This is a genomic window from Alteromonas sp. 38, from assembly GCF_902506055.1.
Taxonomy (GTDB): domain Bacteria; phylum Pseudomonadota; class Gammaproteobacteria; order Enterobacterales; family Alteromonadaceae; genus Alteromonas; species Alteromonas lipotrueae.
Window position 1 is genome coordinate 4,431,859 of sequence record NZ_LR733300.1, and the last position, 23,225, is coordinate 4,455,083.

The window sequence follows — 23,225 nt, forward strand, 5'->3', positions numbered from 1 at the left end:
TTCTACATTAACTATCGACGCTAATTTCACTTAGCGTCGATAGTAAATAAGTCCCCTTCCCCGCAGACTTTGCTTGGTAAAGCTCATTATCAGCTTGGTTAATTAAGCCTTCTAATGTTTGCCCTTTCACATTATTAACAACCACTGCACCAATAGAGCAAGAGACGGTTTTCGCTGACGCATTTGGTGCATGTGGTAAGGCTTTTTCATCCCATGTATCGAGTATTTGCTGGCAGCTTTTTTCTACTTGCCTTGCGCAAAATCCACTAACAATAACCATAAACTCTTCGCCGCCATAACGCCCCAAAATATCGGTTTGTCGTTGAAATACAGCGCGCATCACATCGGCCTGCGCCACAATGGCATCATCACCTTGTTGGTGACCGAAGGCATCGTTGTATTTCTTAAAGTCGTCTAAATCGAGCATAAATACAGCGAAAGAAAGGTTCTGCCTTTTACTGAACGACAGTAATCTCTCGCCTTCTTTCATCAGCGCGCGTCTATTAAGAAGATTGGTTAACGGATCTTCTCGACTTAAGGTGTTTAGCTTTTTATTTGTTGATTTTAAAAGAATAACTATTCTGTCTAATCGATATTTTGCATAAGCACATATAAATAACGAGCCTACCACAAATGACGTTGAAATCATGACGCGGTCGCCATATACCGGCGCTATTACCATTAACCCCATAAACCCAGCGATGCTTATTACCGATGCCACCAGCGCCAGCTTGTAAGTAACACCCAACGCGAATACACAATAGAATGCATATAAAATCGTGCCCTCGTAAGGAAAAGCAAATTGGTGTAATACCCAACTTTGGTAAATAAGCACATAATTCGCAAAAGTTAACACCACCATCAACCCAGCAAAAATCCAGCTCTTGGCAGCATAAAAGAATCGAAAGAACGAAAGTACAATAACCGTAAAAATGATGGGCAATTGATACATAAGACGGTTTTGCAAATAAAACTCGTACAAGGGGGACGGTAACATCACCATATCCGCGAGAACAAAAGAGGCTAACAACAAAGCGCCGATAATAAGAGCAACACGAAGTCTTAAAATCTCTCTATGCTTTCCAACCACTTCCACCTGCTTCTCCCAACATGGGTAACCTCTTTCAGTAAGTATAGACGCTTCTATAAGACTAGCTTAAGTAGACTATCTTTTAATGCTTCAATGGTGATAGGTTTGGTGACCACGTCGTTCATACCATCCTGTTTAAAGGCGTCATGGCGCTCTTTAAAGGCTTCTGCTGTTAGCCCGATAATAGGGACTTGGCTTGCGTCACTTGGTAAACTTCGAATGCGTCTAGTGGCTTCAACACCATCCATCACAGGCATATGAATATCCATAAAGATAACGTCGAATTTTTCCTCTTCAACTTTAACGGCTGCTTTTAAACCGTTGTCGACATGAGTAACCGTGCACCCAAGTTGTTCTAACAGTGCTTGAGCCACCACAGCATTTATCGCATTGTCTTCTGCCAGTAATACACTAATACCCGGTTTAAGGATTATATTTTTATTTAGGTTACTTTGCGCTTCTTGCAGTGACGCGCTATCAATAACACGAGCGCTTACCATGACAGACATTGTGAAACACGACCCTTCACCCACTTGGCTTGCCACTTTGACATCGCCACCTAATAGTTGCGATAGCTCTTTAGCAATGGATAAACCTAAACCGGTACCACCATAACGACGGGAAATAGAAGAATCAGATTGAGTAAACTTATCGAAAATATGTTCAAGCCTATCTGGTTCTATACCAATTCCTGTATCTTTCACAGAAATGACTAAACGGTTTTCTTCTACCGTTGGACCGGCTACGTTTTTAAGACTCGCTGTAACCGTCACCGTGCCTTTGTGCGTAAATTTGATGGCGTTACTGGCTAGGTTAATCACTATCTGGCGCAGTTTAGTCACATCACTCGTGACCATTACCGAGTCCAAATTCTTACTTTTATATTCTAACCGCGTGTGGTTTGCACTCGCATTAATACCTAACAAGGTAATAAGATCGTTCAGCATGCTATCTAAATTAAATTCAGTCACATCAACGTCTGACATGCCAGATTCAATTTTGGATAAATCGAGTACGTCATTGATCACATTGGCAAGAATGGTAGCTGAAGAGCGTAAATCTGAAGCATATTGCTTTTGCTTGTCATCTAACGGCGTATCTAGCAATAAAGTAGCAAGCCCTTGAATACCATTTAACGGCGTGCGAATTTCGTGGCTCATGACGGCAAGAAAGTCCGTTTTGGCTTTATTGGCAGCTTGTGCCCGTTCCACATAATTTTCGATGTCTGCAGACATCGCTTCGACATCTTGGGCTAATTCACTCAACTCATCTTTGCCGCTGACATCAATGCTTACCCGTTTATGATTACCTGCGATACTGCTTGTCGCATTCTTAATTTTGCCGATAGGGGAAATCACAAAATACTGGGTAATTTTTCCTATAGATAAACTCACCAAAATCACCGTAAACAAGGTAATAGCAATGGTCAGCCAGGCTATTTTTGACAATGATAATTCTAGCTCATCGGTAGATTGGCTAACCGTAAGCTTCCAGTTCCAAGGGTCGAACTTACTACAGGCAAAGAGTACATCTTGGTCTCTCCATTCAGACTCGCCAAATGCAATATCGGTAGCATTGATAGTGGTAATGTTAGCGTTAGCGGTATTGATGGGCGCCCACTCTTCATAGGTACTAAATAGCTCAGCGCCAGTAGACTTATCGCTTACCGCAAAATGCTTACCAGTTGACTGATGAAGCTCTGCTAACTCGTCAAATACCTCTTTTTGATAGGCATCTCTAAATACAGGCACATTTTCTAAACCCGAATCCACTAACAAATCGTGCCGCTCTCGCACAAACTCAATAAAGGTTAATGACAGAGTTTGAGTCAGTAACTGATACTCTCGCTCTCTCACTGATTCATAAGCCGTCAAATAGGCCCAATAGCCCGTTAGCGCCATTCCTGTAAACAGAATGGGGATATAAATAGCTAAAAGCTTCGACTTAATTCGCATAAATATCTGGTACTACTCTTTATTGATAAACGTGCTCTTTCGATAACTTTAAATACGTCGAGGGAATAGGAATGTGCATCTTTATGGCGGTAGATACATTCACCCCTATTGTGTATTTATCCATTCTAGTGACAGCCATGGTATTCGCCCTCTCGCCACTTAAGATCCTCTTGGCGCGTAATGCACCTGATTTACCGATACTCTTTTCATCTGCTACAACGCCAAGTAACGCACCTTGCTGTACAGACTCTATACTTTCGGCAAAAATCGGTAATAGTTTAGTTTCTTTGTAAATAACATTAATGAGATCGTCGGCTTGAAGCAAGGGGCCAGTGGAAAGCCAATAAGCATCGAGGCCAGATGTTTCTACTTTTTCTTTAAGCACTTCCACTATACCAGCACGCATAGCACCTAACCCTAAAGTGCCTTCAACATAGGCGGTGCTCACCGTCACAAACTTCACGTTATCATACTGACTCTCGAGTGCTAACAGGCTTTCTACCGAACTTTTTGAAGATGGGTATTCTGAGTGCACCAGCCCAATAGTGATGGGTTCCTCCAGTGCAGAGGCTTTTAGTAAGCCATCAAGCATATCCAACTTCACCTTGGCATCTAATACGTGAGATTCACCGGTTATGTTTGACGTGCTATGTTCGCCAAACGCAGTGACTATGCCCTCTTTTACAGGGTCTGCCACTGTCATAAATAAAGTAGGAATCTCAGCCGCAGCGGAAAAGTTGTAAACCGCCCTAGTGGCAAGCGTAGCAATTGGTACTAACAGGTCCGGCGCTGCTTGCTCGGTGATTGTTTCCACAATAGACCTCGCCTTTTCTTCTAGACCCTCTGCATTATATATTTCTACGTCTATTTCATGATCGGGCATAACCAGCGTAAGTTCATCGATAAAGGCATCTTTTGTATTTATCACTACCGGTAAAGGACCCGTTTCTATTATGACCACACGTAGTGGTTTAGCGTTAACCTGAGCGTGAAATACAAAACAAAGGAGTATACTCACAATGAGTAGTGACGTTTTTTTCATCTTTATTTAGCCCAACTATTAAGCTTGTGAGTAGGTGATTAGTTTGAAATATCATAGTGTTAATCGACTTCGCTGCATAGCTGAAGTTCGTATAATATAGGCTTAAAACACCCATCAGTGTGATTGTAGGTAGTTTGCGCTAGATTAAGCGTTAAAAAGTGCCCTAGCGTACTAACCATCTATGATTTGGAGCCCATTATAATTTAAGGGCCATATAAAATGCCTAACCCGTTACGGCTAAACCTATCAAGGATAATAACCATATTATGAGGCGAATAAAATCTCTTATCCCTAGTACTCCCCCAAATATATGTTCTAGCAAAAAAATGACAACGCTAGGTATAGGTTTAAGCCTATGCCTGGCAAGCTTTTCGCCTATCGCTAACAACGAAATGAGGAACCAGAAAATGACGAACAATAATATGAAGACGTTAACGAAAGAACAAGTCATTGAACAACTCAACCTCTCTCATCACTTCGAAGGTGGGTATTTTCGCCAAAGCTTTAAAGCGGATCACAGAGACAAAGTAACAACGGCGCGTGGTGAACGCACCACCATGACCGCTATTTATTATATGCTTACGAACGACAATAGTATTGACCATTTTCATACTAAGTATTCCGATGGCATTGAGTTTTACCATATGGGCTCGCCCATTACTTACCATATGATTTACCCAGATGGCCATTACGAAAAAGTGGTAGTAGGGCCTGATATTGCCAACGGCCAGCAGTTGCAGCTTGCTGTTCCCGGTGGCACTTATAAAGCGGCCGAATTAACTGATGGCGACTATGGTTTGGTGAGCGAAGCGGTATCCCCTGGGTGGGAGCCTGAAGATATGATTGAAGTTTTTCAGCATGAATTGTTAGAAAAATTCCCTCAGCATAAAGCGCTTATTGAGCGCCTTGCGAATAAGAAATAATGCCCGTTGCTACACGTAAAAAGCCTGCTCTTAGCAGGCTTTTCTAATTCCATTCAAAGTGTCATATCCACATTTAGAGATAGGCGCATCTCTGCTAGACGTTGGTTTCGACTACATTTTCACTTCGGCCAAAAGCGCAACGCTTTTTAGTCGTGCCTCTAGATTATGAATGGGCATTGAAACAATTAACTCATCCACTTCTGTGGCTTCTACAAACTTAGCTAACTGCGTGGTTACCGTCGCTTTTGAGCCTACTAACGCATAACGCAATACATGAGACAGCATAGCGTAATCGGCTTCGCTGCAAATATTAGATAAATCATCTACAGGTTTAGCGAAAGGCTTATTCAGCCCGCGCCGCATATTCATAAACTGCTGTTGAACCGACGTGAACAAGTACTGAGCTTCTTCATCGGTATCGGCTACAACCGCCATTAACCCCGCCATCACGTGAGGCGTTTCTTGCTGCGCTGATGGTTTAAACATAGAACGATAAACATGCAAGGCATCGAACAGCTGGTCTGGTGCAAAGTGCGACGCAAAAGAATAAGGCAACCCAACCGATGCAGCCAATTGCGCACTGTATAAACTTGAACCCAACAACCATAACGGAATATGTGTGTTGGCACCCGGCACCGCGATAATTTTCTGCCCAGGCTCTGGGGCTCCCAAATAATGTTGAAGCTCTTTTATGTCATCAGGGTAGGTGTCTACATGCGCGTTGCTACTAAGGTTGCGACGCAATGCTTTTGCGGTAGCCATGTCGGTACCTGGGGCTCGGCCAAGCCCTAAATCTATGCGACCTGGGTACAAGGTTTCCAACGTACCGAATTGCTCGGCGATAACCAATGGTGCGTGATTTGGTAGCATTACACCACCTGCACCTACACGAATGTGGTTAGTAGCGCCGGCAATGTTGCCTAACATAACGGCGGTAGCAGAACTCGCCACACCATGCATACCGTGATGTTCTGCCAACCACACACGTTGATATCCACTACGCTCAGCTTGCTTAGCTAACTCTCGCGAGTTACTTAATGCATCGCTTATGCTTTGCCCGTCTGAAATAGGGGCAAGATCGAGTAGTGAAAGGGGTAATGACATGGCTAACCTCGTAAACATTTTTTTGCAGTGTATCGCAAACTCAATATACGCCGAAAGGCTTTGCCACGGTTCACTCGAGATACGCGATATTAGGTTTACTCTCGAGTAAACCTAAACTTCCCGCCGCCTTGTTGTAACTCGAAGCGAGTATAGTCAACTAGACCGCCGGCATTTTCAAACACAATAACAATACCTGCTGGCGTGAAACGAAATTCCGAGGCTGAATACGGAGTAAGACCAAGTACCGGTTGACCTGTAACTTTCGCCGTTAGCACACTATCATCGACTTTTAACGTGATATTCAGAGGAATGTCTGGGGAGATAAACACACCTTCGTAGTTAACAAGGTATTCTTGCGCAAGCTCCACTGGCATCTGGGTCAAGTCAGGTATTTCATAATCAAGGCCATAATAAATACTCAATACGGCTATATTGATATCGTTCAGCGCATAATTTAACCCATTGGAAACCAGGCTTAAAACAACGTTATCGTCAGCAAAATAAGCCACGACTGAATTAAAACCGTCAATTCGCCCGTTGTGTCCAAAAGCCCTTTTGTCGTGAAAGGGGAATTGCAACAAGCCACGCCCTATACCTTGATTTACCTGTTTCATTTGGTTCAGCGAATCCTCAGAAACTAGCTCACCGGAAAAAAGGGCAGAGAGAAACAAGGCGACCTCGGTGGGCGTAGAGACAATTGCACCTGCGCCATGGGGGATACTCATATCGGAGAGGCTTGCAGGAGCCCAACCCGATGAGATAGGTTTATATGAGTTAGCTTGATTGCGCTTTACATCAATAGCCGCACCATAAATCGTTCTCGTTAGGTTTAATGGCATGCTAATACGCTGTTTTAGTTGATGGGCGTAAGTCGCTTTCGTAATATCTTCTATGATGAAGCCCAGCAGTAAATATCCGCTGTTCGAATAGCGCGTTTGGCTGCCTGGCTTAAAGTCACTTTCTAGCGCTTCGATAATTCCTATCATTTCACCCTTTGACTTGGGTGACGTCATATATTGACTAAATTCAGGTTTGTTAGTGAAATTATGAATCCCACTTCGGTGGCTAAGTAACATAGAGATTGTGATCTTATCGGCATTTTTAATATTGGGATAGAAGCCTGCCAATGTAGTATCTAAAGAAAGTTTCCCCTCCTCGATGAGCTGAAAAATCATTACAGATGTAAACACTTTAGTAATCGACCCTATGCGATACTGAGTGTGTTTATTGGCTTTCTTCTTCGTGGCTAAATCGGCATAACCTATTGAATTTTCGTAAACAGGCTTGCCATCTTCTACCACTGCCAAACTAAACATTGCCTTTTCATTTTCATCAAGCGCAGCTAGATACTTATCTAATTTAGCGGTATCAAAGCTTTGCGCAGACACATTAAAAATGCAGATAAAGAGAAGTAAACTAAAGCACTTTTTCATTTTTTGCTCCTTGCAGGCTCATGCTATGAGCGAATATAAATCATTCCATTTAACTAAGCGCGTAAGCGTGCTTTGTGAAGACTACGCTCGCCGCTGTAAACTAAGTTGCTGACCAGTCACCCATCAGTATACAGTACCACCCGCTACTTCGAAGAAAGTGAACTATGCAGTGCGTTTTTATACGCTTCAAAGGCTGGGATTGCCGAAGTGACAATAGCCGCCAAGGTAATCACACTTACCACTTTCAGCGTTTCCAGGGTAAGCAAATTCGCACTTAAAAATAGACCATACTGAGACGCAAGCCAATCACTCGATAAGGTTAACGCTGCGCTAAGCAACCCAATCGCCGCCACAATCGCTAACAATACTAAGATTAACGCTTCTACTAATACCAAGGTAAAGATAACGCCTGGGCCTGCACCTAATACTCGCAATACGGCAATTTCGTTTTTACGCTGCTGCATAGAGGCTAACAACATAGTCGATAAACCAAACAATGAAGATATAAGCACTAAAATGCTAATCACTCGCAGTAGGTTTTCTACCGTACCCATCATTTGCCAAAGCTCGGTTAGCGCCACGCCAGGCAGTATGGCCATAAGCCTATCTGTTTTGTAGTTGTTGATATCGCGCTGAAGTTTAAACGTTGCAAACTTTGAGGTTAACCCAAGCATTACCGCTGTTACGCTGTCTGGCGTGGTATTTACCGAGGTTGCATCGTTGAGCAATTGGCTTTGCTTTGACGCCGATAAATGAATAGCTTCAATCGCGTTTAAGCTTACATGCACAGTTTTATCTACCGGCGTGCCAGTGGCTGAAAGTATGCCGGTGATAGTGAAAGGGGTATTGTCATGATTGGTAAAACTGGTGTTACCAATACCATGAGAAATCACCACACTGTCTCCCACTTTATAACCCAGCTCTTTGGCCACATCAGCGCCTATCACCGCTTCAAATAAGCTCGCGAAGGCATTACCGTTTTGAAAACTGAGCGCTTGCTTGTTACCAAACTTGAAATGCTGAAAATAGTTGTCGTTCGTCCCCATTACCCGAAAGCCGCGATGAGAATCTCCTAAAGAGATAGGAATTGCCCACTCTACTAATTTACTTTCTTGCAGTGCTTCATAGCTTGCATAGTTGATGTTACTGGTGGGGCTTCCCATCCTGAACACTGAATACAATAAAAGATTGAGCTGACCGCTTGGGGCGCCAACGATAAGGTCGACATCTGAAATCGTACGGTTAAAGCTCTCTTTTGCCTGCTGGCGAATGTGCTCAACGCTTAGCAATACACTGATACTAATCAGCAACGAAAGAAACGTTAATATCACTGATTTTTTGCGACTACCTAAGCTACTCCACGCTAACGACACTAACATTACATGCTCTCCGCTGGCTGTTTTAGAGAGGACATTTCTACACTGGTTTCAAAAAACTTTTTCAAATACATATCGTGACTTACAAATATCAGTGTCGTGTTGTGCTGCTTACACATATCGATAAGAATGGTCATAAAGGCGTCTCGTGCGGCAGCATCCAAGGCAGACGTGGGTTCATCTACAAGCAATATTTCTGGTTTATTGATTAACGCACGGGCAATGGCTACCCGCTGCTGTTGGCCTACACTTAGCGTATTAGCGGGTTGCTGAAGAATAGTAGCAGGCAATTTAAGCCCTATCAGCAACGCTTCGGCCGCATCGGCCACATTGGTTTTGCCAGCTTTTGCGAAATATGTGGCCAGCTCAATATTTTTAAGCACGCTTAGGTAGGGAATCAAATTGAATTGCTGAAATACCACGCCAATATGCTGCGCGCGAAACTTATCGCGCTGCCTGGCTGACAAGGCGGAAAATGGCTTGCCGAGTAACGATAACTCGCCGCTTTGTGGCGTTAGCACCCCTGCTAACAAATTAAGCAAGGTGGTTTTGCCAGAGCCTGAATGACCATGTAGGAAAACACGATCACCGTAATTCACCTTCCACGTAGGTATATGCAGCCCACTGCTGTTTGAATCTGCATAATGATATTTAACGTCATTAAGCGCAAAAGCATTGCCTTGGTTAGGCGCTGTGTTTTTGGAGTGTGCTTCATTTTTCAATGGTTGCTCTGGTGCTGCTGACAATGTGAATCATCTCCTTTATGCGTTACGCGATGCTTGCGTAAAAGTGGATGTCGCTGACTCTAATTCTATTAGGCCGCCATGCAAGCCAAACTAAGCCTACTTTGCTGTAGGAGTACGCTCAGCCAGACTTCCAATATACAACTTAACCATGTTATGTTATAACGTTTTACACTAATTGTTATAATAATTCTTGGCTAAATAAAATGATGGACCTCTTCTTACGCGCCCGCATTGGTATTTTTGTCGCGATAGCAGGCATGCTTTTTTATCCTACAACATATGCTGAAGATATCGAAGCATCTGACTACCAAGAGGTGGAATGGACACAGTTAATGCCTGAAGAAGATTTAGCTGCGCTGCTAAATCCACCAGATTATTTAGCCGCTATTGAAGACGGCTCTCAAGAAGATTCTGTGGAAGCCTTTGGTAATCAAGAGTTTGATAACGAAGCTACCAACCGCTTTCAGCAAGCGCTGACATCAACGCAAGTCGTTAAAACCTTTGAGAATAAGCCTATCCGTATTCCTGGCTTTATTGTTCCTCTTGAAAGCAGCGAATCGCAAATGGTCACAGAATTTTTTATCGTACCTTACTTCGGTGCATGCATTCATATGCCTCCACCGCCCCCGAATCAGATTATATATGTGAGTATTGAGCAAGGTGTTGAACTAGAAAGTTTGTACGATCCTTTCTGGTTCGAAGGCACCTTGGCTATCGACACCACTGAAAATGCGATGGGCACCGCGGCGTACCGTTTAGATCACGTCAATGTGAAACCATACGAGGGATAATTGATGACACGATTTAATAAACTATTATCTGCCCTGCTAGCCTCTTTGACAGTGGTTTCTGCCCCACATGCTTGCGGCCTGCATGGCGGTGGTAATTTGGGCTTTGGCTTTAATCGGTTACACCCCCTTGCTCAGCAACATTATCAGGTGTCGGCTTTCCAAACCCTGTCGGTTAAACACGCTAAACAGGTGGACGTTGTTGTTGATGAAGCCGCCACAGCGAAAATATCTTACGTGATACCGCTACGCTATCGTGATGTAAACGTTAGTTTTATAGGTAGCGATGGCGTAGAAATAGTGGGAAATAGCGCTGTGTTACTGGAACAAGACGCTGGCGTTTATAACTTAACGTTTACGGTAAAGCGCCCAGGCCAATCGCACATTTCCATCCAAATAAATGGGTTAAGTGACGGGAAGCCTTTTTCACTGAGTCAGAAAATTGAACTACGCTCAGCATAAAAAAGTGGATAAGGGAGTGAGTAAAGTCGCTGCTAAAGAAAACGAGCCGGCTGCAGTTATCGCTAAGCGCAAACCATTGAAGATAGTACTACTTCTTTTCGTTTTCTTAGTGGCTGGTAGTGTATTCACTAGGCTAGTTCAACTATATTGGCCCAGCATAAAACATCAGTTATACACTAGCGAAGCACTTTATCAGACCAGCAACCCTCAGTTACAGGCCTTATTCAGCCAAGAAGTTGAACAAAAAGGTGTAATGCGCTTAGGTTGGCAAGACTTACTGCCAGAACAAGAAGCAGCCACCTTACGTCAATATCAATCAGGGAACGACACAAGTGACTTATCGCCTACCCAAATCGGCACCGTCCAGTCTATAACGAATCAACTGCTGTTATCTATTCAAGCCAGTAGCGATGAAAATTACATTTCAGCCCTTCACTCCACCAATATAGTACACACCATTTTAGGCAAAGCGATTTCTATTTCCGGCTTTATTGTACCGATAGAAGTGAATGAAGATCGCACACTACAAAGCTTTTTCGTGGTGCCTTACTACGGCGCTTGTATTCACTTTCCCCCTCCACCACCCAATCAAATTATTTTTGTACAACTGCCCGATGGATTTGCCCATCACAATTTAGCCGACGCATTTACGTTAACGGGTATTTTAGAACAGGGTATGTTTGAAGACCCCCTTGGAACCTCAGCGTATATCCTTAACGTATACGACATTGAGGCTTACCATGGTCAGCCCGATGACTTTCGTGCTCACTAGGTTTATCAAGAACAATAGATGCTATTTTTCACAAACGCTGACAGGTTTGCGTTAGCTATTCTCCTAAGCATTTAAAGGGAATTTAGTGAGCATTCAGTAAACATTTATTGCAGAGTGCATTTAGTTTTCATCTAGCTGACATGCAACTAATTGCTGCTCCCACACCTAAAAAACCACTGATAATATTGGTTGGAATAGCACTTAATTTTTCAAGCTTACTTGTTGTAATACACACCCTTCCTGTACGCCGTTATTTATGTGTGATGATGTGCGGGTAATCGGTTTCATTATCTGTTTGACGGCGTAGTCTTAGGTTTCGAATATGACTAAATGCAATAAAGCTAGACCCTATAACCGTTAACGCCACTTCGCCGTATTCACCCAACACGTCGTGTCCTAACACTACGGCTAAAATAAGCAATGATAGCCCTACACCACCCACCAAAAGCATGGTGTGATTTCGGTGATAAAAGTACCCCATCATGAGAGCAATAACACTGATTGGCACAACGAAGAAAAGCAACGTTTTATGAAACAACTCGTCATCTAAAGCTAATACACCCGCTAGCGGTGGGAGAAGAAGTAATAAAACAGGCAATAATAAGCAGTGCACCACGCATAGCATAGACAGTGCTATGGCAGTTTTATCGCTTATTTTTTGAAAATTCATTCAGTATGGTTCCTTATTTTTAACCTACCAGATTCTTAGCTTACCAACGTAACGTTGGCTGACGGGCAGATAACTCAGAAAGACCTTGTCCACGTTCAGTGATCCACTGAGCTTGAATAGCACTTAGCGATGGCATTGATTCAAATAGGGTAACGGTAATGCCAGACACCGCATCATCACAGTGAAATTGATATTCAACTTCAATATTTTGATGCTTTTCTTCTTCGTGCCCTTCATGTTCGTCATGTTCGTCATGTTCGTCATGTTCTTTGTGCAAAGCATGCTCGCTCTCGTGCGCCTCGTCGTGATCACCCGAGTGCGCTTCGTGAGCATCTTCATGGTCGCTCTTATGATGGTCATCATGCGCTTCTAATGTGTGCTCAACACCCACTAACTCGCATTTACCCTCCACATCTATCACGTTGGTATTTAAGGTGAACCTTTCGGCAAGCAAATTTTGACTACTTAGTTGCTCGGTCGTTTCAGGCTCGTGCTCAAAACCAAGGGCATCTGCGGCAGGTAATACAAGCTGAAGGTGAAGCATGCTGCCCTCTTGAGAAACTAAAAGCTCGCCTTGCCCGTGCACATGCTGCTGTGCATTTACTGCAAACCCTACACTAGAAAAAAAGAGTAAAGAGACCGCTAAATAGGGCTTTTTCATGAATATACCTTTTTATAAATTTTGATCTACATAACGTGTGAACACTAACGCTTAGCGCTTTTAAAATAAACAAAGGCCATCCATAAATGGCCTTTTAAGTTACTTTCGCTCTCGTTGAAAATGGCGCTCTTTTCCTTCATTAACTTGTTTAACGTCTGCACAATATTCTGAAATTGGTCTAATCAAAAGCCGAGGTATGCCAATAGGTTCACCCGTCTCTTTGCAATAACCAAAGTCACCATCTGAAATACGCTTCAGTGATTTGTCTATTTTACGTATGAGCTTTCTTTCTCTATCCATAATGCGCAAACCGATGCGCGAATCCTCCTCGTATTGCGCTCGATCTACATCATCATTTATCTCAGGAGGATCACTTAATTGAACCTTCATTTCCTCTATATGCAACATTGTTTTCCTCTTTAAATCGGTAAGTAGCGTTTTGAAGAAATCAAGCTGGGCCTCGTTCATATATTCTTCTGTAGGGGCATCTAAAAGCTGTTGCATATCGACTATCTGATTCATGACAATGTTTCCTTCGCTTGCATCAACCAACGCATCGTATTGTCGTAATGATTTTTACCGTAGCAATTCAAAAAATGTCGTGTGTACTCATTCTTCACATCGCTCATTGCTGCGATGCGCTCATCGACAAAAGATACCGTCAGTGGAATACCACACTCTTCTATAATGCAATGTTCCCATTGCCCGTAATTTGATGGAATGATTGGCGTTTTCATTCGATTACCTTATTAACAGTAAACTAAGAATATGATTTCAAAGGGTCCATTTAATAGAGCCTTACTATTTATCAATCCGCACTGACTATGTTATAACATCACATCGATAGAATGTGCAAATTAGCTTCTCGCTCAGTTTAGTGCTGAGTTTCTTAGCGCGAGTATTTGGGATGTCGCGCCTTTCCTAGCTACACTCGCTTATGCCATCACTTTCTATTCAGCTGGAAGGCTCATAGGTATAAGTCGGAAATATTAGCTATTTTGTCGTGCAAATATCACTATACCTCTGCGGCAAGGTATAGTGAGGTACGTGGCATTTATTAAATGAATAACAACGAAAAGAAAACGCGATGAACTCAATAAATTCAATAATCAAAAGCAAAGCTATGTGGTTTGTTTTAGTGGCATTGTTCGCTATTACCGCTAATGCAGCAGAAGAAACACATAAACGCACCATCGATATCGATAGTAGTGTAGTAACCGAGCATGAAACCAAAATATTAGGTAAGCGCGTGAAATACAGCGCTACAACAGGTACGCAACCGGTGTGGAATAGCAAGGATGACGCGGTCGCCACCTTGTTTTACACCTACTATCAGCGCACTGATATAAAAGACAATGAGTCTCGCCCGCTTGTTATCTCTTTTAATGGTGGCCCCGGTTCAGCATCAGTATGGATGCACGTGGCCTATACAGGCCCTCGAATTTTAAATATTGATGATGAAGGCTACCCCTTACAGCCGTACGGCGTGCAAACCAACCCATATTCAATATTAGATGTAGCAGACATCGTATTTGTTAACCCCGTTAATACTGGGTACAGCCGCGTACTTGAGAATGAAGAAGGTGAAATGCCTTCAAAGGACGCACAGAAGAGCATGTTTTTTGGCGTCAACGCTGATATCAGTTACCTGGCAGATTGGGTAAATACCTTTGTCACTCGCCATAATCGCTGGCGTTCGCCTAAATACCTCATTGGTGAGAGCTATGGTACTACTCGAGTTTCGGGTTTAGCCCTTGAATTACAAAACCGCCAGTGGATGTATTTAAATGGCGTAATATTAGTATCACCTACCGATATTGGTATTGAACGCAATGGCCCAGTAAAAGCCGCGAATCGCCTACCTTATTTTGCCGCTACTGCTTGGTATCACAAAAAGTTAGACCGTGAACTCCAAAATAAAGATTTAACTGAACTGCTTCCTGAAGTGGAAGATTTCACCATCAACACGCTTATTCCAGCGCTAGCAAAAGGTGGCTTTATTGGTGCTGAGGAAAAACGAGTTGTACTAAAAAAAATGGCGCGCTATTCGGGGTTATCAGAAGACGCGATTTCACAAAACAACCTTGATGTCAGCACCGCCTATTTTTGGAAATCGCTACTGCGTGATGAAGGTAAAACACTCGGCCGATTAGATAGCCGCTATTTAGGTATAGATGCCAAGCAAAGCGGCGATAGACCAGATTACTGGGCAGAGCTTACTTCATGGCTGCATTCGTTTACTCCCGCCATTAATTACTACTTGAGAGAAGAGTTAAATTACAAAACTGACACCAAATATAATATGTTTGGCGATGTTCACCCGTGGGACAGAAGTGGCAATAAATCTGGCGAAAACCTGCGTCTTGCCATGGCACAAAACCCATACTTGAATGTGATGATTCAAGCAGGTTACTACGACGGCGCCACCAACTATTTTGATGCCAAATATACTATGTGGCAGCTTGATCAAAGCGGCATTTTGCAAGACCGTTTAAGCTTTAAAGGCTATAGAAGCGGGCATATGATGTACTTGCGACGAGACGATTTAAAACAGTCTAATCAAGACTTACGTGAGTTTATCAATAACAGCACACCTAAAAAGGGTGAACCCGCGATGTATCGCCGATAAAAGGCGATAAAAAGAATATGGGGTCAGTGTACTTTTAAGGTTAATTAACACTGACCCTATTTACTCAATTTTCACTTTGCGCCTTTAAAGGCGCTAACTCCATCAATGCTCGGCAAATGTGCTATCCTGCGCGCCTAGATTCAGTTCAAGCAACAAATTGCGGTCAAAAGGAAAAGCCTTCACATGGTTCCATGGGTTAAATTAGGTACAGCTCAAATTCCAAATAACGGTGGTGAATTAACGTTTTCTCAGCGAGATGAAGAATTCAGTATTCGCCTATCCGGTATTCGTGGCGAGTTGATGAATAGCCGTGTATACAACTCAGAAAAAGAGCTGTCTCAAATGGGCTGCGAGCATCTTAAATCCACACCTAATGCGCACGTTTTGGTAGGCGGTTTAGGAATGGGGTACACCCTTGCAGCTGCGCTAAAAGCAGTGACGCCTAGTTCACAAGTAACGGTGGCAGAGTTAATTCCTGAGGTGGTGGAATGGAACAAAGGCCCACTAGGTAATTGCGCTAAAAACCCACTTCAAGACCCTAGAACGAATGTTAAAGTAGGTGATGTAAAACACCTTTTAAATACTAAAACACCTACCTACGACGCCATATTACTTGATGTAGACAATGGCCCTGAAGGGTTAACCCATTCTGACAATAATTGGATTTATTCAATCGACGGCTTAGAAGATATTTATGAAGTGCTAAAACCCAATGGCATGCTAGCCATATGGTCTGCTGGGCCTGATTACTTGTTTTCTGTTCGCCTAAAAAACGTAGGCTACGTAGTGAGTACTCGTATTGCCAGAGCCCGCAAGGGTAAAGGAAGTAAGCACACCATATTCTTGGCTAGAAAAGCCGGTTAACAAAAATTGGGGTTAAAAGGTCAGAGCGATTTTAGGTTTAATTAACGCTGACCTCATTATTTTTTATTTTTTTCATTTGAATTAACAAACTACCGCGAGTGAGTACACTGGCCCCATTAAGAAGAATAAGTGGCCAAGCGACGGCAATAGGCATCGTAAACGCGAACGCGAGTGTAGTGACATCTTTAATTAGAATACTGCGAAATAAGGTTGGCGACAGCGCACCGATAACGCGACTGCGTCTTAACACCATTATTTGGTGCAGTGTGCCCTGCATAAGTAGCACTGTTACTACCAACATTAGGCTGTTAGCCCCAAGTTTGGCCAGATTGGGGTAAGGACGAAAGCCTATAGAACAGAGCCCAATCACCACACCAACGGCACACAAACTGACGATAAAACCAGTTGAGATTGACCGCCTGTCTCGCCAAATCTGATAAAGGATTGCCAATATCAGAAGGAGCGCACCAAAGCGAGTCCAGACGAGATAATGACTAAGCGGCTCTATCGCAATACCGAAAATAAAATTGGCATAAAACGCAAAAAAGCTTGAGGCAAACTGGTTTACCGACAAGCTTTGAGTAGCAGGCAAATGACTTTTACGAAGCGTCTCTATATTAGTGATTTGCTTTGCTAACCCGTACCACGTCAGCAAAAAAGCGGCTGCGCTCACGGTACCTAAAATATGGTACAACAAAAGAGACTCCTCAGCCGCTTATAGAGAACTACTCCACGGTTACCGACTTCGCCAAGTTACGAGGTTGGTCAACATCCGTACCTTTAATTAACGCTACGTAGTACGACAACAACTGTAACGGCAAGGTATAAATGATAGGGGCAATAGGTGCTTCGCAGTGCGGTACATTGATTACACGCATGGTGTCGTCACCTTTGAACGCGGCGTCTTTATCGGCGAACACATACATGATGCCACCACGAGCGCGTACTTCTTCCACATTCGATTTAAGCTTTTCTAGCAATTCGTTATTAGGCGCAACCACAATAACCGGCATTTCATCATCGATAAGTGCCAATGGGCCGTGCTTTAATTCACCTGAAGCATAGGCTTCTGCGTGAATATACGAAATCTCTTTTAGCTTAAGCGCGCCTTCCATGGCAATAGGGTATTGATCGCCACGGCCTAAGAATAAGCTGTGTTGTTTATCGGCAAATTCTTCGGCTAAATCTTCAATACCTTGGGTAATGGTTAGGGTTTCTTCTAGCTTGGCGGGCAAGCTTTGAAGTGCGCTGATGATGTCTTTACTATCACTTTCAGCCATACCGTTTTTCTCACCTAACGCTAAGGTGAGCATTAAGAATGCAGCTAGCTGGGTAGTGAAGGCTTTGGTTGATGCCACGCCAATTTCGGCGCCTGCACGGGTCATAAACGCTAAGTCTGACTCGCGTACCAACGAAGAACCCGGTACGTTACAAATAGCTAAACTTGCGCTATACCCAATTTCTTTGGCTAAACGTAGTGCCGCTAAAGTATCGGCTGTTTCTCCCGACTGAGAAATAGTAATAAGCAGGCTGTTTGGGTGCACTACCGATTTACGGTAACGAAACTCAGAGGCAATTTCGATATTGCACGACACATTGGCGTATTGTTCTAACCAGTAGCGGGCGGTCATACCGGAATGATAGCTGGTACCACAGGCTACAATTTGCACATGTTTAATTTTACTAAAAATATCATCGGCACCGTTTCCAAACACATCTGCCGCTAATCCATTTTCGGTTAGTCTGTCTTTTAACGTATTGCGCACAACCACTGGCTGCTCGTGAATTTCTTTGAGCATATAATGACGGTAAGCGCCTTTATCGCCGGCGTCGTGTTCAACGTTAGATTCAATAATTTCACGTTCAACTGCATTACCGTCTTTGTCATAAATAGCAATGGTGCGGCGAGTAATATCGGCAACATCACCTTCTTCTAAAAATATAAAACGGCGTGTAACTGGTAACAGTGCCATTTGATCAGACGCAACAAAGTTTTCGCCTAACCCTAAACCAATTACTAACGGGCTACCAGAGCGCGCTACTACCATACGGCCCACATCTTCTTTGTCGATAACAACAGTACCGTAAGCGCCGTGGAATGTTTTAACGGAGGTCTGAACCGCTTCTAATAAGTCTTTGCCAGCATCTAATGCTTCATGAACCGTGTGGGCGATGGTTTCGGTGTCAGTGTCGCTGCTAAATACATAGCCTTTTGCTGAAAGCTGTTCGCGTAGGGTTTGGTAGTTTTCAATAATACCATTGTGCACTACCGCAACGCGGTCGCTAGAGAAATGAGGGTGGGCATTGGCTACAGTAACACCGCCGTGGGTGGCCCAACGGGTATGCGCAATACCGGTCGTCCCTAACGCTTCATCGTTAGCAATAATATCGACGAGCTCTTGTACCTTACCGGTACTTCTTATGCGATTTAGTGTGCCATCTTGCTGCAACAAGGCCACGCCTGAAGAGTCGTAACCACGATATTCAAGTCGCTTTAAGCCTTCTAATAGAATTTCAACAACATTACGCTCGCCAACAGCACCGACAATTCCACACATAATTACTCTCCGTTTTGCGCAGCGACCAGCACCGTTACGCCTTGTTGTTCAATTAGATATTTATCCTCGTCACTAATGCCATTATCAGTCACAAGGGTAGAGATATTTTCCCAGCCCAATTCTAAATTGGGCATTTTGTTCGAAAGCTTATTTGACGTTGCCATTACAACAACTTCATGGGCAGCACGTGCCATGGCACGAGTAAGCCCGGTTAATTCATTAAAGGTAGTAGTTCCGCGACTTACATCAATACCCGCCGCGCCAATAAACGCCATATCAAAACTATATGCCGATACTAATTGTTCGGCCATTGCACCTTGGAATGAACGAGATGCCGAGTCCCAGGTACCACCTGTCATTAAAATAGTCGGTTCGTTATTGCTTTTGGTCAGCTGACTCGCTGCATCTAAGGCATTGGTCATCACTACCAGATTGGGTATGTCACGAAGGCAAGGTAAAAGCGCAGCGATGGTACTGCCGCAATCTAATACTATTTTTGAGCCTTGTTGAATGCGACTAGCAGCAAGCTTACCTATATTCTGTTTTATCGATGAAGGTAAATTCACTACATTGGTTTCACCTTGAGAAGCAGATAATGGCGCGGCACCGCCAAATTGACGAATAAGCTTTTTTTGGTCTGCCAAGGCGGCTAAATCTTTTCGGATAGTCACTTCAGATGTACTGAACTGGGCCGCGAGGAATTCAACTTGCGCGTAGCCGTGAGTATTTACCCATTTAATAATGCCAGCGCGGCGCTGATCTACAGAACGACTTGTTTTCACACTCAACCCAACCCCGATATGACGAAAACCACAGTGTTTTCTCTACACCATTTCTAAACTATTTCTACATTACTTCTATATCATTACTTTCAAAACGAAAGCTATAATTTACAAAGTGAAAGAAATGTAAGCTATTCGACTTTATTTCGCAAGTTTTTTGCACAATTATTATAAAGCGACGAACGAGGGTAGAAACAAGCGGGCACAAAAAAGGACAACCTTAGTTGCCCTTCCATTAAGCGGTAAAAAGCTCTAAAGCTATTACATACTCGCTATTTTTTAGTCGGGCGGGGCCAGTTAGCAATATTACGCTGCTTGCCTCGTGCTACTGCTAATGCCGCACTCTCTACTTCGGTGGTAATGACTGAGCCAGCACCTACCGTGGCATTGTCACCAATCGTTACGGGAGCCACTAACGAAGAATTAGAGCCCACGAAGGCATTCTGACCTATAACGGTTTTAGATTTATTCACGCCGTCATAGTTACAAGTAATAGTGCCAGCACCAATATTGGCATTAGCGCCCACTTCCGCATCACCTAGGTAAGTAAGGTGATTAACCTTCGCACCTTCACCTAGCACGGTTTTCTTCATTTCAACGAAGTTACCGACTTTAGATTTTGCATGCATAACCGCGCCAGGGCGCAAGCGACCAAATGGCCCTACCGTGCAGCTTTCACCTACGATGGCTTCTTCGATAATAGAATTTGCCTCAATGACTGCGTTGTCGGCAATTTCACAATTTCTCAAAACGCAGTTCGGCCCAATCGTTACGTTATTGCCTAAAATAACGTTACCTTCTACCACCGCATTAATATCAATGCTTACGTCCTGCCCCGTGGTTAGTGTGCCTCTTAGGTCGAAACGTTGAGGGTCGGCCAATGCCACGCCATTGGTCATTAATTCGTTCGCTTGGCGAAGTTGTAGCGCACGCTCTAGATGCGCCAATTGAATGCGGTTATTTACCCCTTCAACCTCAACCACTTCTTGTGGTTGTGCCGATTGAATACGCTTGCCTTCATTAGCCGCCATTTCAATGACATCAGTAAGGTAATACTCACCTTGTGCGTTGCTATTGCTTAGCGCACCCAACCAACGTTTTAAATCGCTTCCGGCCATCATCATCATGCCGGTATTGATTTCACAAATTTGCTTTTGCGCATCGGTGGCATCTTTGTGCTCAACAATGGCGGTAATGTTGTCGTCTTTACGAATAATTCGGCCCATACCTGTTGGGTCGTCTAATTCAACGGTAAGCAGGGCTAAATCACACTCAGCTTTCACGGCTTTTAGCTTGGCCAAGGTTTCTTGACGTATAAGAGGGGCGTCGCCAACTAGTACAAGCACATCTTCATCATCGCTAATGTGCGGCGCGGCTTGCTGCACCGCATGACCCGTGCCTAACTGCTCTTCTTGCAAACACCAGTTTAAGTTTTCGCCTGTTAATGTGGCCTTTAGCTTGTCGCCTCCATGACCATAAACTAAATGAATACTATCAGCCTCTAGGGCTTGAACGGTGTTGATAATACGCTGCACCATGGGCACTCCGCCCACTTTGTGAAGTACCTTTGGTAACGAAGACTTCATGCGCGTGCCTTTGCCTGCGGCTAAAACTACCACTGAAAATGCCATGCTATTCCTTTACGAAAATCGATAATACGAACTTTTGCCTAGTGTATCTAAGCCGTGATTATATGTCAGCGATTGATTTTTAAGGGCTCATTCTTAAGTCTATATCTGAGCTGAACAGCCTAGTAGTTCATTAAATCAACGGGTATACTTTGTTCTCAACTGAATTGGATTGTAGCAGCAAAGGAGCTTGCGTAGTCAGTGAATACTTTTCGAACACTTCACCGAAGTATATTGGTGCTGTTTGCCGTCGTGGTTCTAGCTATTGTTACCCTAGTGCATTTTAGTATTTCTAAAATTGTAGCGGAGCAAAGCAGAGCACAGCAACAGTCACTATCGCCAGCGGTGTCTCTTATTGTCGAGCAGTTATTAAAGCCGCTTCATACGTCTGAAGCGTTAGGCCATTCCACTGAATTAGTCACCTTAATGGAAGGCGACGAGGTTAACGAGGCCGCGATATTTAACACCCTAAACCGTCTTGAAAGAGAGTTTGGTTTATCCTTCTTTATTGCCAGCGAGAGCGCCAAACGACAATATAATTCCGATGGCACTACCATTGAGTTAATTGAGGGCGAAGTCAGTTGGTATTTTAAGTACCGTGATGGATCTCAGGATGCAGTGGCGGATATTGGTAAATGGGAAGACACCCATTTTTATATCGACCTTAAGGTCTTTGATGACGATGGCCGGTTTCTGGGCTTCTTTGGCGTAGGGAAAAGCTTACGCAGTTTTATTAGTGTCTTCGATTCTTACAAAGAACAATACGGCTACGACTTTCTTTTTGTCGATGAAAAAGGAGACATCATGCTGTCTTCCGACCCTTCTCTTGTGGCCTCGTATTCTGACTTTACCAACCTTTCAGAGCTACCTTGGTATGCCAGCCTTCCGATTACGGTGCAAGACGAGCAAGCCCTTAATAATAAGTTAGTGACTATCGATCAAAAAGACTTTTTGATTGCCGAAGTTAAATTGAACCAGTTTGGATGGACCGTCTTTTTACTTAGCCCATTAGAAGACAGGCAGACCGAAATATCGCAAGCCTTTATCTTCAGTGTGGTTACTTTGCTAGTGGTTGTTTTCTCACTCTTTTTGCTTATATATAATTTGCTCTATTATTTCAGACGAGACATGCAGCCCGACTTAATTGTGCGTCATGCTAATCGTTTGCCCGACCGCACTAACTTAGAACTTATCTACCAATCGTTATTAAAAGAACAGCGTTCTATTAGTGTAATTTTAATCAGCGTAGACGACTTTGGGCATATTATTGATGCCCATGGCCGAAATGCGGGCGATGATGTGTTAGATAAGGTTGTGGCATATCTTTCTGATCACTTACGTGAGCAAGATGTGCTTGGTCGCTGGAGCAGTGAAGAATTTATTATCTTATTGCCTCAAACAGGGCCGCATGAAGCCTTCGATACTGCGCAAAACTTACGTCATGGCATTGCCACGTTAACGCCGTTAAGTGAGTCGCCGCAGCTTCAATTAACCGCCTCTTTTGGGGTATCTTTCACTGCCACCACCCGCAGTATGAATGAAGTTACTGCCCATGCGGAAGATGCGCTGTATCAGGCTAAAAGGGATGGGCACAATTTAGTGCGTATGCAGCTTATTGAATAAGTAAGCTGCTAAATTTTGATTTGAAATTTAATAAACAGATTTCAATATATAACGCTTAGCATCACCACACGTATTAGCTGTACTTAATGGTACTAAGCTGTATTACGTATACTAGGGTG

The 23,225-nt window shown here is 43.5% G+C and carries 22 protein-coding genes; 7 read left to right on the top strand and 15 right to left on the bottom strand.

What is annotated here, in order from left to right:
• Positions 1-7 precede the first annotated feature (7 nt).
• The 3 genes from FLAVO9R_RS19115 to FLAVO9R_RS19125 are packed head-to-tail and all read right to left on the bottom strand — an operon-like array spanning position 8 to position 4,087.
• Positions 8-1,096 carry a GGDEF domain-containing protein gene (locus FLAVO9R_RS19115; RefSeq protein ID WP_159533912.1) on the bottom strand — a complete coding sequence of 363 codons (1,089 nt, stop codon included), beginning with the start codon at positions 1,094-1,096 and terminating at the stop codon, positions 8-10.
• Positions 1,097-1,143: 47 nt separating this feature from the next.
• Positions 1,144-3,045 (bottom strand): ATP-binding protein, encoded by a 1,902-nt coding sequence (locus FLAVO9R_RS19120; protein WP_159533914.1) that lies wholly within the window; start codon positions 3,043-3,045, stop codon positions 1,144-1,146.
• A 19-nt stretch (positions 3,046-3,064) separates the two neighbouring features.
• Positions 3,065-4,087 carry an ABC transporter substrate-binding protein gene (locus tag FLAVO9R_RS19125; RefSeq protein ID WP_159533916.1) on the bottom strand — a complete coding sequence of 341 codons (1,023 nt, stop codon included), beginning with the start codon at positions 4,085-4,087 and terminating at the stop codon, positions 3,065-3,067.
• 407 nt (positions 4,088-4,494) lie between these two features.
• On the opposite strand from FLAVO9R_RS19125, the gene FLAVO9R_RS19130 reads away from it, so the two are divergent.
• On the top strand, positions 4,495-5,010 hold the full coding sequence (locus FLAVO9R_RS19130) for a cupin domain-containing protein (RefSeq protein WP_201299285.1): 516 nt from the start codon (positions 4,495-4,497) through the stop codon (positions 5,008-5,010).
• A 111-nt stretch (positions 5,011-5,121) separates the two neighbouring features.
• On the opposite strand, the gene FLAVO9R_RS19135 is transcribed toward FLAVO9R_RS19130, so the two are convergent.
• The 4 genes from FLAVO9R_RS19135 to FLAVO9R_RS19150 all read right to left on the bottom strand — a co-directional run bounded on the left by FLAVO9R_RS19135 (position 5,122) and on the right by FLAVO9R_RS19150 (position 9,669).
• On the bottom strand, positions 5,122-6,114 hold the full coding sequence (locus FLAVO9R_RS19135; RefSeq protein WP_159533921.1) for an LLM class flavin-dependent oxidoreductase: 993 nt from the start codon (positions 6,112-6,114) through the stop codon (positions 5,122-5,124).
• A 95-nt stretch (positions 6,115-6,209) separates the two neighbouring features.
• The gene (locus tag FLAVO9R_RS19140; protein WP_159533923.1) at positions 6,210-7,547 is read right to left on the bottom strand and encodes a serine hydrolase domain-containing protein; all 1,338 of its coding nucleotides are present in this window, start codon (positions 7,545-7,547) and stop codon (positions 6,210-6,212) included.
• 143 nt (positions 7,548-7,690) lie between these two features.
• Positions 7,691-8,926, bottom strand: a complete 1,236-nt coding sequence (locus FLAVO9R_RS19145) for an ABC transporter permease (protein ID WP_159533925.1) — start codon at positions 8,924-8,926, stop codon at positions 7,691-7,693.
• Entirely contained in the window at positions 8,926-9,669 is a 744-nt protein-coding gene (locus tag FLAVO9R_RS19150; RefSeq protein ID WP_159533927.1) for an ABC transporter ATP-binding protein, read from the bottom strand. Before FLAVO9R_RS19150 ends, FLAVO9R_RS19145 begins: the two co-directional genes overlap by 1 nt.
• A gap of 203 nt (positions 9,670-9,872) precedes the next feature.
• Between FLAVO9R_RS19150 and FLAVO9R_RS19155 the strand changes: the two genes are divergently transcribed.
• Genes FLAVO9R_RS19155 through FLAVO9R_RS19165 form a run of 3 tightly spaced genes read left to right on the top strand, consistent with a single transcriptional unit; the run spans position 9,873 to position 11,691 of the window.
• Complete coding sequence (locus FLAVO9R_RS19155) at positions 9,873-10,460, top strand: DUF3299 domain-containing protein (RefSeq protein WP_159533929.1); 588 nt, start codon at positions 9,873-9,875, stop codon at positions 10,458-10,460.
• Between the two features lie 3 nt (positions 10,461-10,463).
• Positions 10,464-10,919, top strand: coding sequence for a hypothetical protein (locus FLAVO9R_RS19160; protein ID WP_159533931.1), 456 nt, complete (start codon positions 10,464-10,466; stop codon positions 10,917-10,919).
• Between the two features lie 16 nt (positions 10,920-10,935).
• The gene (locus FLAVO9R_RS19165; protein ID WP_159533933.1) at positions 10,936-11,691 is read left to right on the top strand and encodes a DUF3299 domain-containing protein; all 756 of its coding nucleotides are present in this window, start codon (positions 10,936-10,938) and stop codon (positions 11,689-11,691) included.
• Positions 11,692-11,941: 250 nt separating this feature from the next.
• Here FLAVO9R_RS19165 and FLAVO9R_RS19170 read toward each other — a convergent pair whose 3' ends face one another.
• From FLAVO9R_RS19170 to FLAVO9R_RS19185, 4 genes are all read right to left on the bottom strand, one after another.
• A complete protein-coding gene (locus tag FLAVO9R_RS19170; RefSeq protein WP_159533935.1) occupies positions 11,942-12,361 on the bottom strand; it encodes a MerC domain-containing protein in 420 nt (139 codons plus the stop codon).
• Positions 12,362-12,401: 40 nt separating this feature from the next.
• The gene (locus FLAVO9R_RS19175; RefSeq protein ID WP_159533937.1) at positions 12,402-13,022 is read right to left on the bottom strand and encodes a ZrgA family zinc uptake protein; all 621 of its coding nucleotides are present in this window, start codon (positions 13,020-13,022) and stop codon (positions 12,402-12,404) included.
• A gap of 99 nt (positions 13,023-13,121) precedes the next feature.
• Positions 13,122-13,544 carry an RNA polymerase-binding protein DksA gene (dksA, locus tag FLAVO9R_RS19180; RefSeq protein WP_159533939.1) on the bottom strand — a complete coding sequence of 141 codons (423 nt, stop codon included), beginning with the start codon at positions 13,542-13,544 and terminating at the stop codon, positions 13,122-13,124.
• Positions 13,541-13,759 carry a hypothetical protein gene (locus FLAVO9R_RS19185; protein ID WP_159533941.1) on the bottom strand — a complete coding sequence of 73 codons (219 nt, stop codon included), beginning with the start codon at positions 13,757-13,759 and terminating at the stop codon, positions 13,541-13,543. Before FLAVO9R_RS19185 ends, dksA begins: the two co-directional genes overlap by 4 nt.
• 386 nt (positions 13,760-14,145) lie before the next feature.
• Between FLAVO9R_RS19185 and FLAVO9R_RS19190 the strand changes: the two genes are divergently transcribed.
• Both FLAVO9R_RS19190 and FLAVO9R_RS19195 read left to right on the top strand, forming a co-directional pair.
• Positions 14,146-15,651, top strand: coding sequence for a S10 family peptidase (locus tag FLAVO9R_RS19190; protein ID WP_232370706.1), 1,506 nt, complete (start codon positions 14,146-14,148; stop codon positions 15,649-15,651).
• Between the two features lie 183 nt (positions 15,652-15,834).
• Positions 15,835-16,515: a spermidine synthase gene (locus tag FLAVO9R_RS19195; protein ID WP_159533945.1), complete on the top strand. Its 681-nt coding sequence runs from the start codon at positions 15,835-15,837 to the stop codon at positions 16,513-16,515.
• A gap of 37 nt (positions 16,516-16,552) precedes the next feature.
• Here FLAVO9R_RS19195 and FLAVO9R_RS19200 read toward each other — a convergent pair whose 3' ends face one another.
• From FLAVO9R_RS19200 to glmU, 4 genes are all read right to left on the bottom strand, one after another.
• Positions 16,553-17,212 (bottom strand): hypothetical protein, encoded by a 660-nt coding sequence (locus FLAVO9R_RS19200; RefSeq protein WP_159533947.1) that lies wholly within the window; start codon positions 17,210-17,212, stop codon positions 16,553-16,555.
• A 28-nt stretch (positions 17,213-17,240) separates the two neighbouring features.
• Entirely contained in the window at positions 17,241-19,073 is a 1,833-nt protein-coding gene (glmS, locus tag FLAVO9R_RS19205; protein WP_159533949.1) for a glutamine--fructose-6-phosphate transaminase (isomerizing), read from the bottom strand.
• A gap of 2 nt (positions 19,074-19,075) precedes the next feature.
• The gene (locus FLAVO9R_RS19210; protein WP_159533951.1) at positions 19,076-19,855 is read right to left on the bottom strand and encodes a DeoR/GlpR family DNA-binding transcription regulator; all 780 of its coding nucleotides are present in this window, start codon (positions 19,853-19,855) and stop codon (positions 19,076-19,078) included.
• A gap of 272 nt (positions 19,856-20,127) precedes the next feature.
• Entirely contained in the window at positions 20,128-21,486 is a 1,359-nt protein-coding gene (gene glmU, locus FLAVO9R_RS19215) for a bifunctional UDP-N-acetylglucosamine diphosphorylase/glucosamine-1-phosphate N-acetyltransferase GlmU (RefSeq protein ID WP_159533953.1), read from the bottom strand.
• A 198-nt stretch (positions 21,487-21,684) separates the two neighbouring features.
• On the opposite strand from glmU, the gene FLAVO9R_RS19220 reads away from it, so the two are divergent.
• Positions 21,685-23,106 (top strand): sensor domain-containing diguanylate cyclase, encoded by a 1,422-nt coding sequence (locus FLAVO9R_RS19220; RefSeq protein WP_159533955.1) that lies wholly within the window; start codon positions 21,685-21,687, stop codon positions 23,104-23,106.
• Positions 23,107-23,225 lie beyond the last annotated feature (119 nt).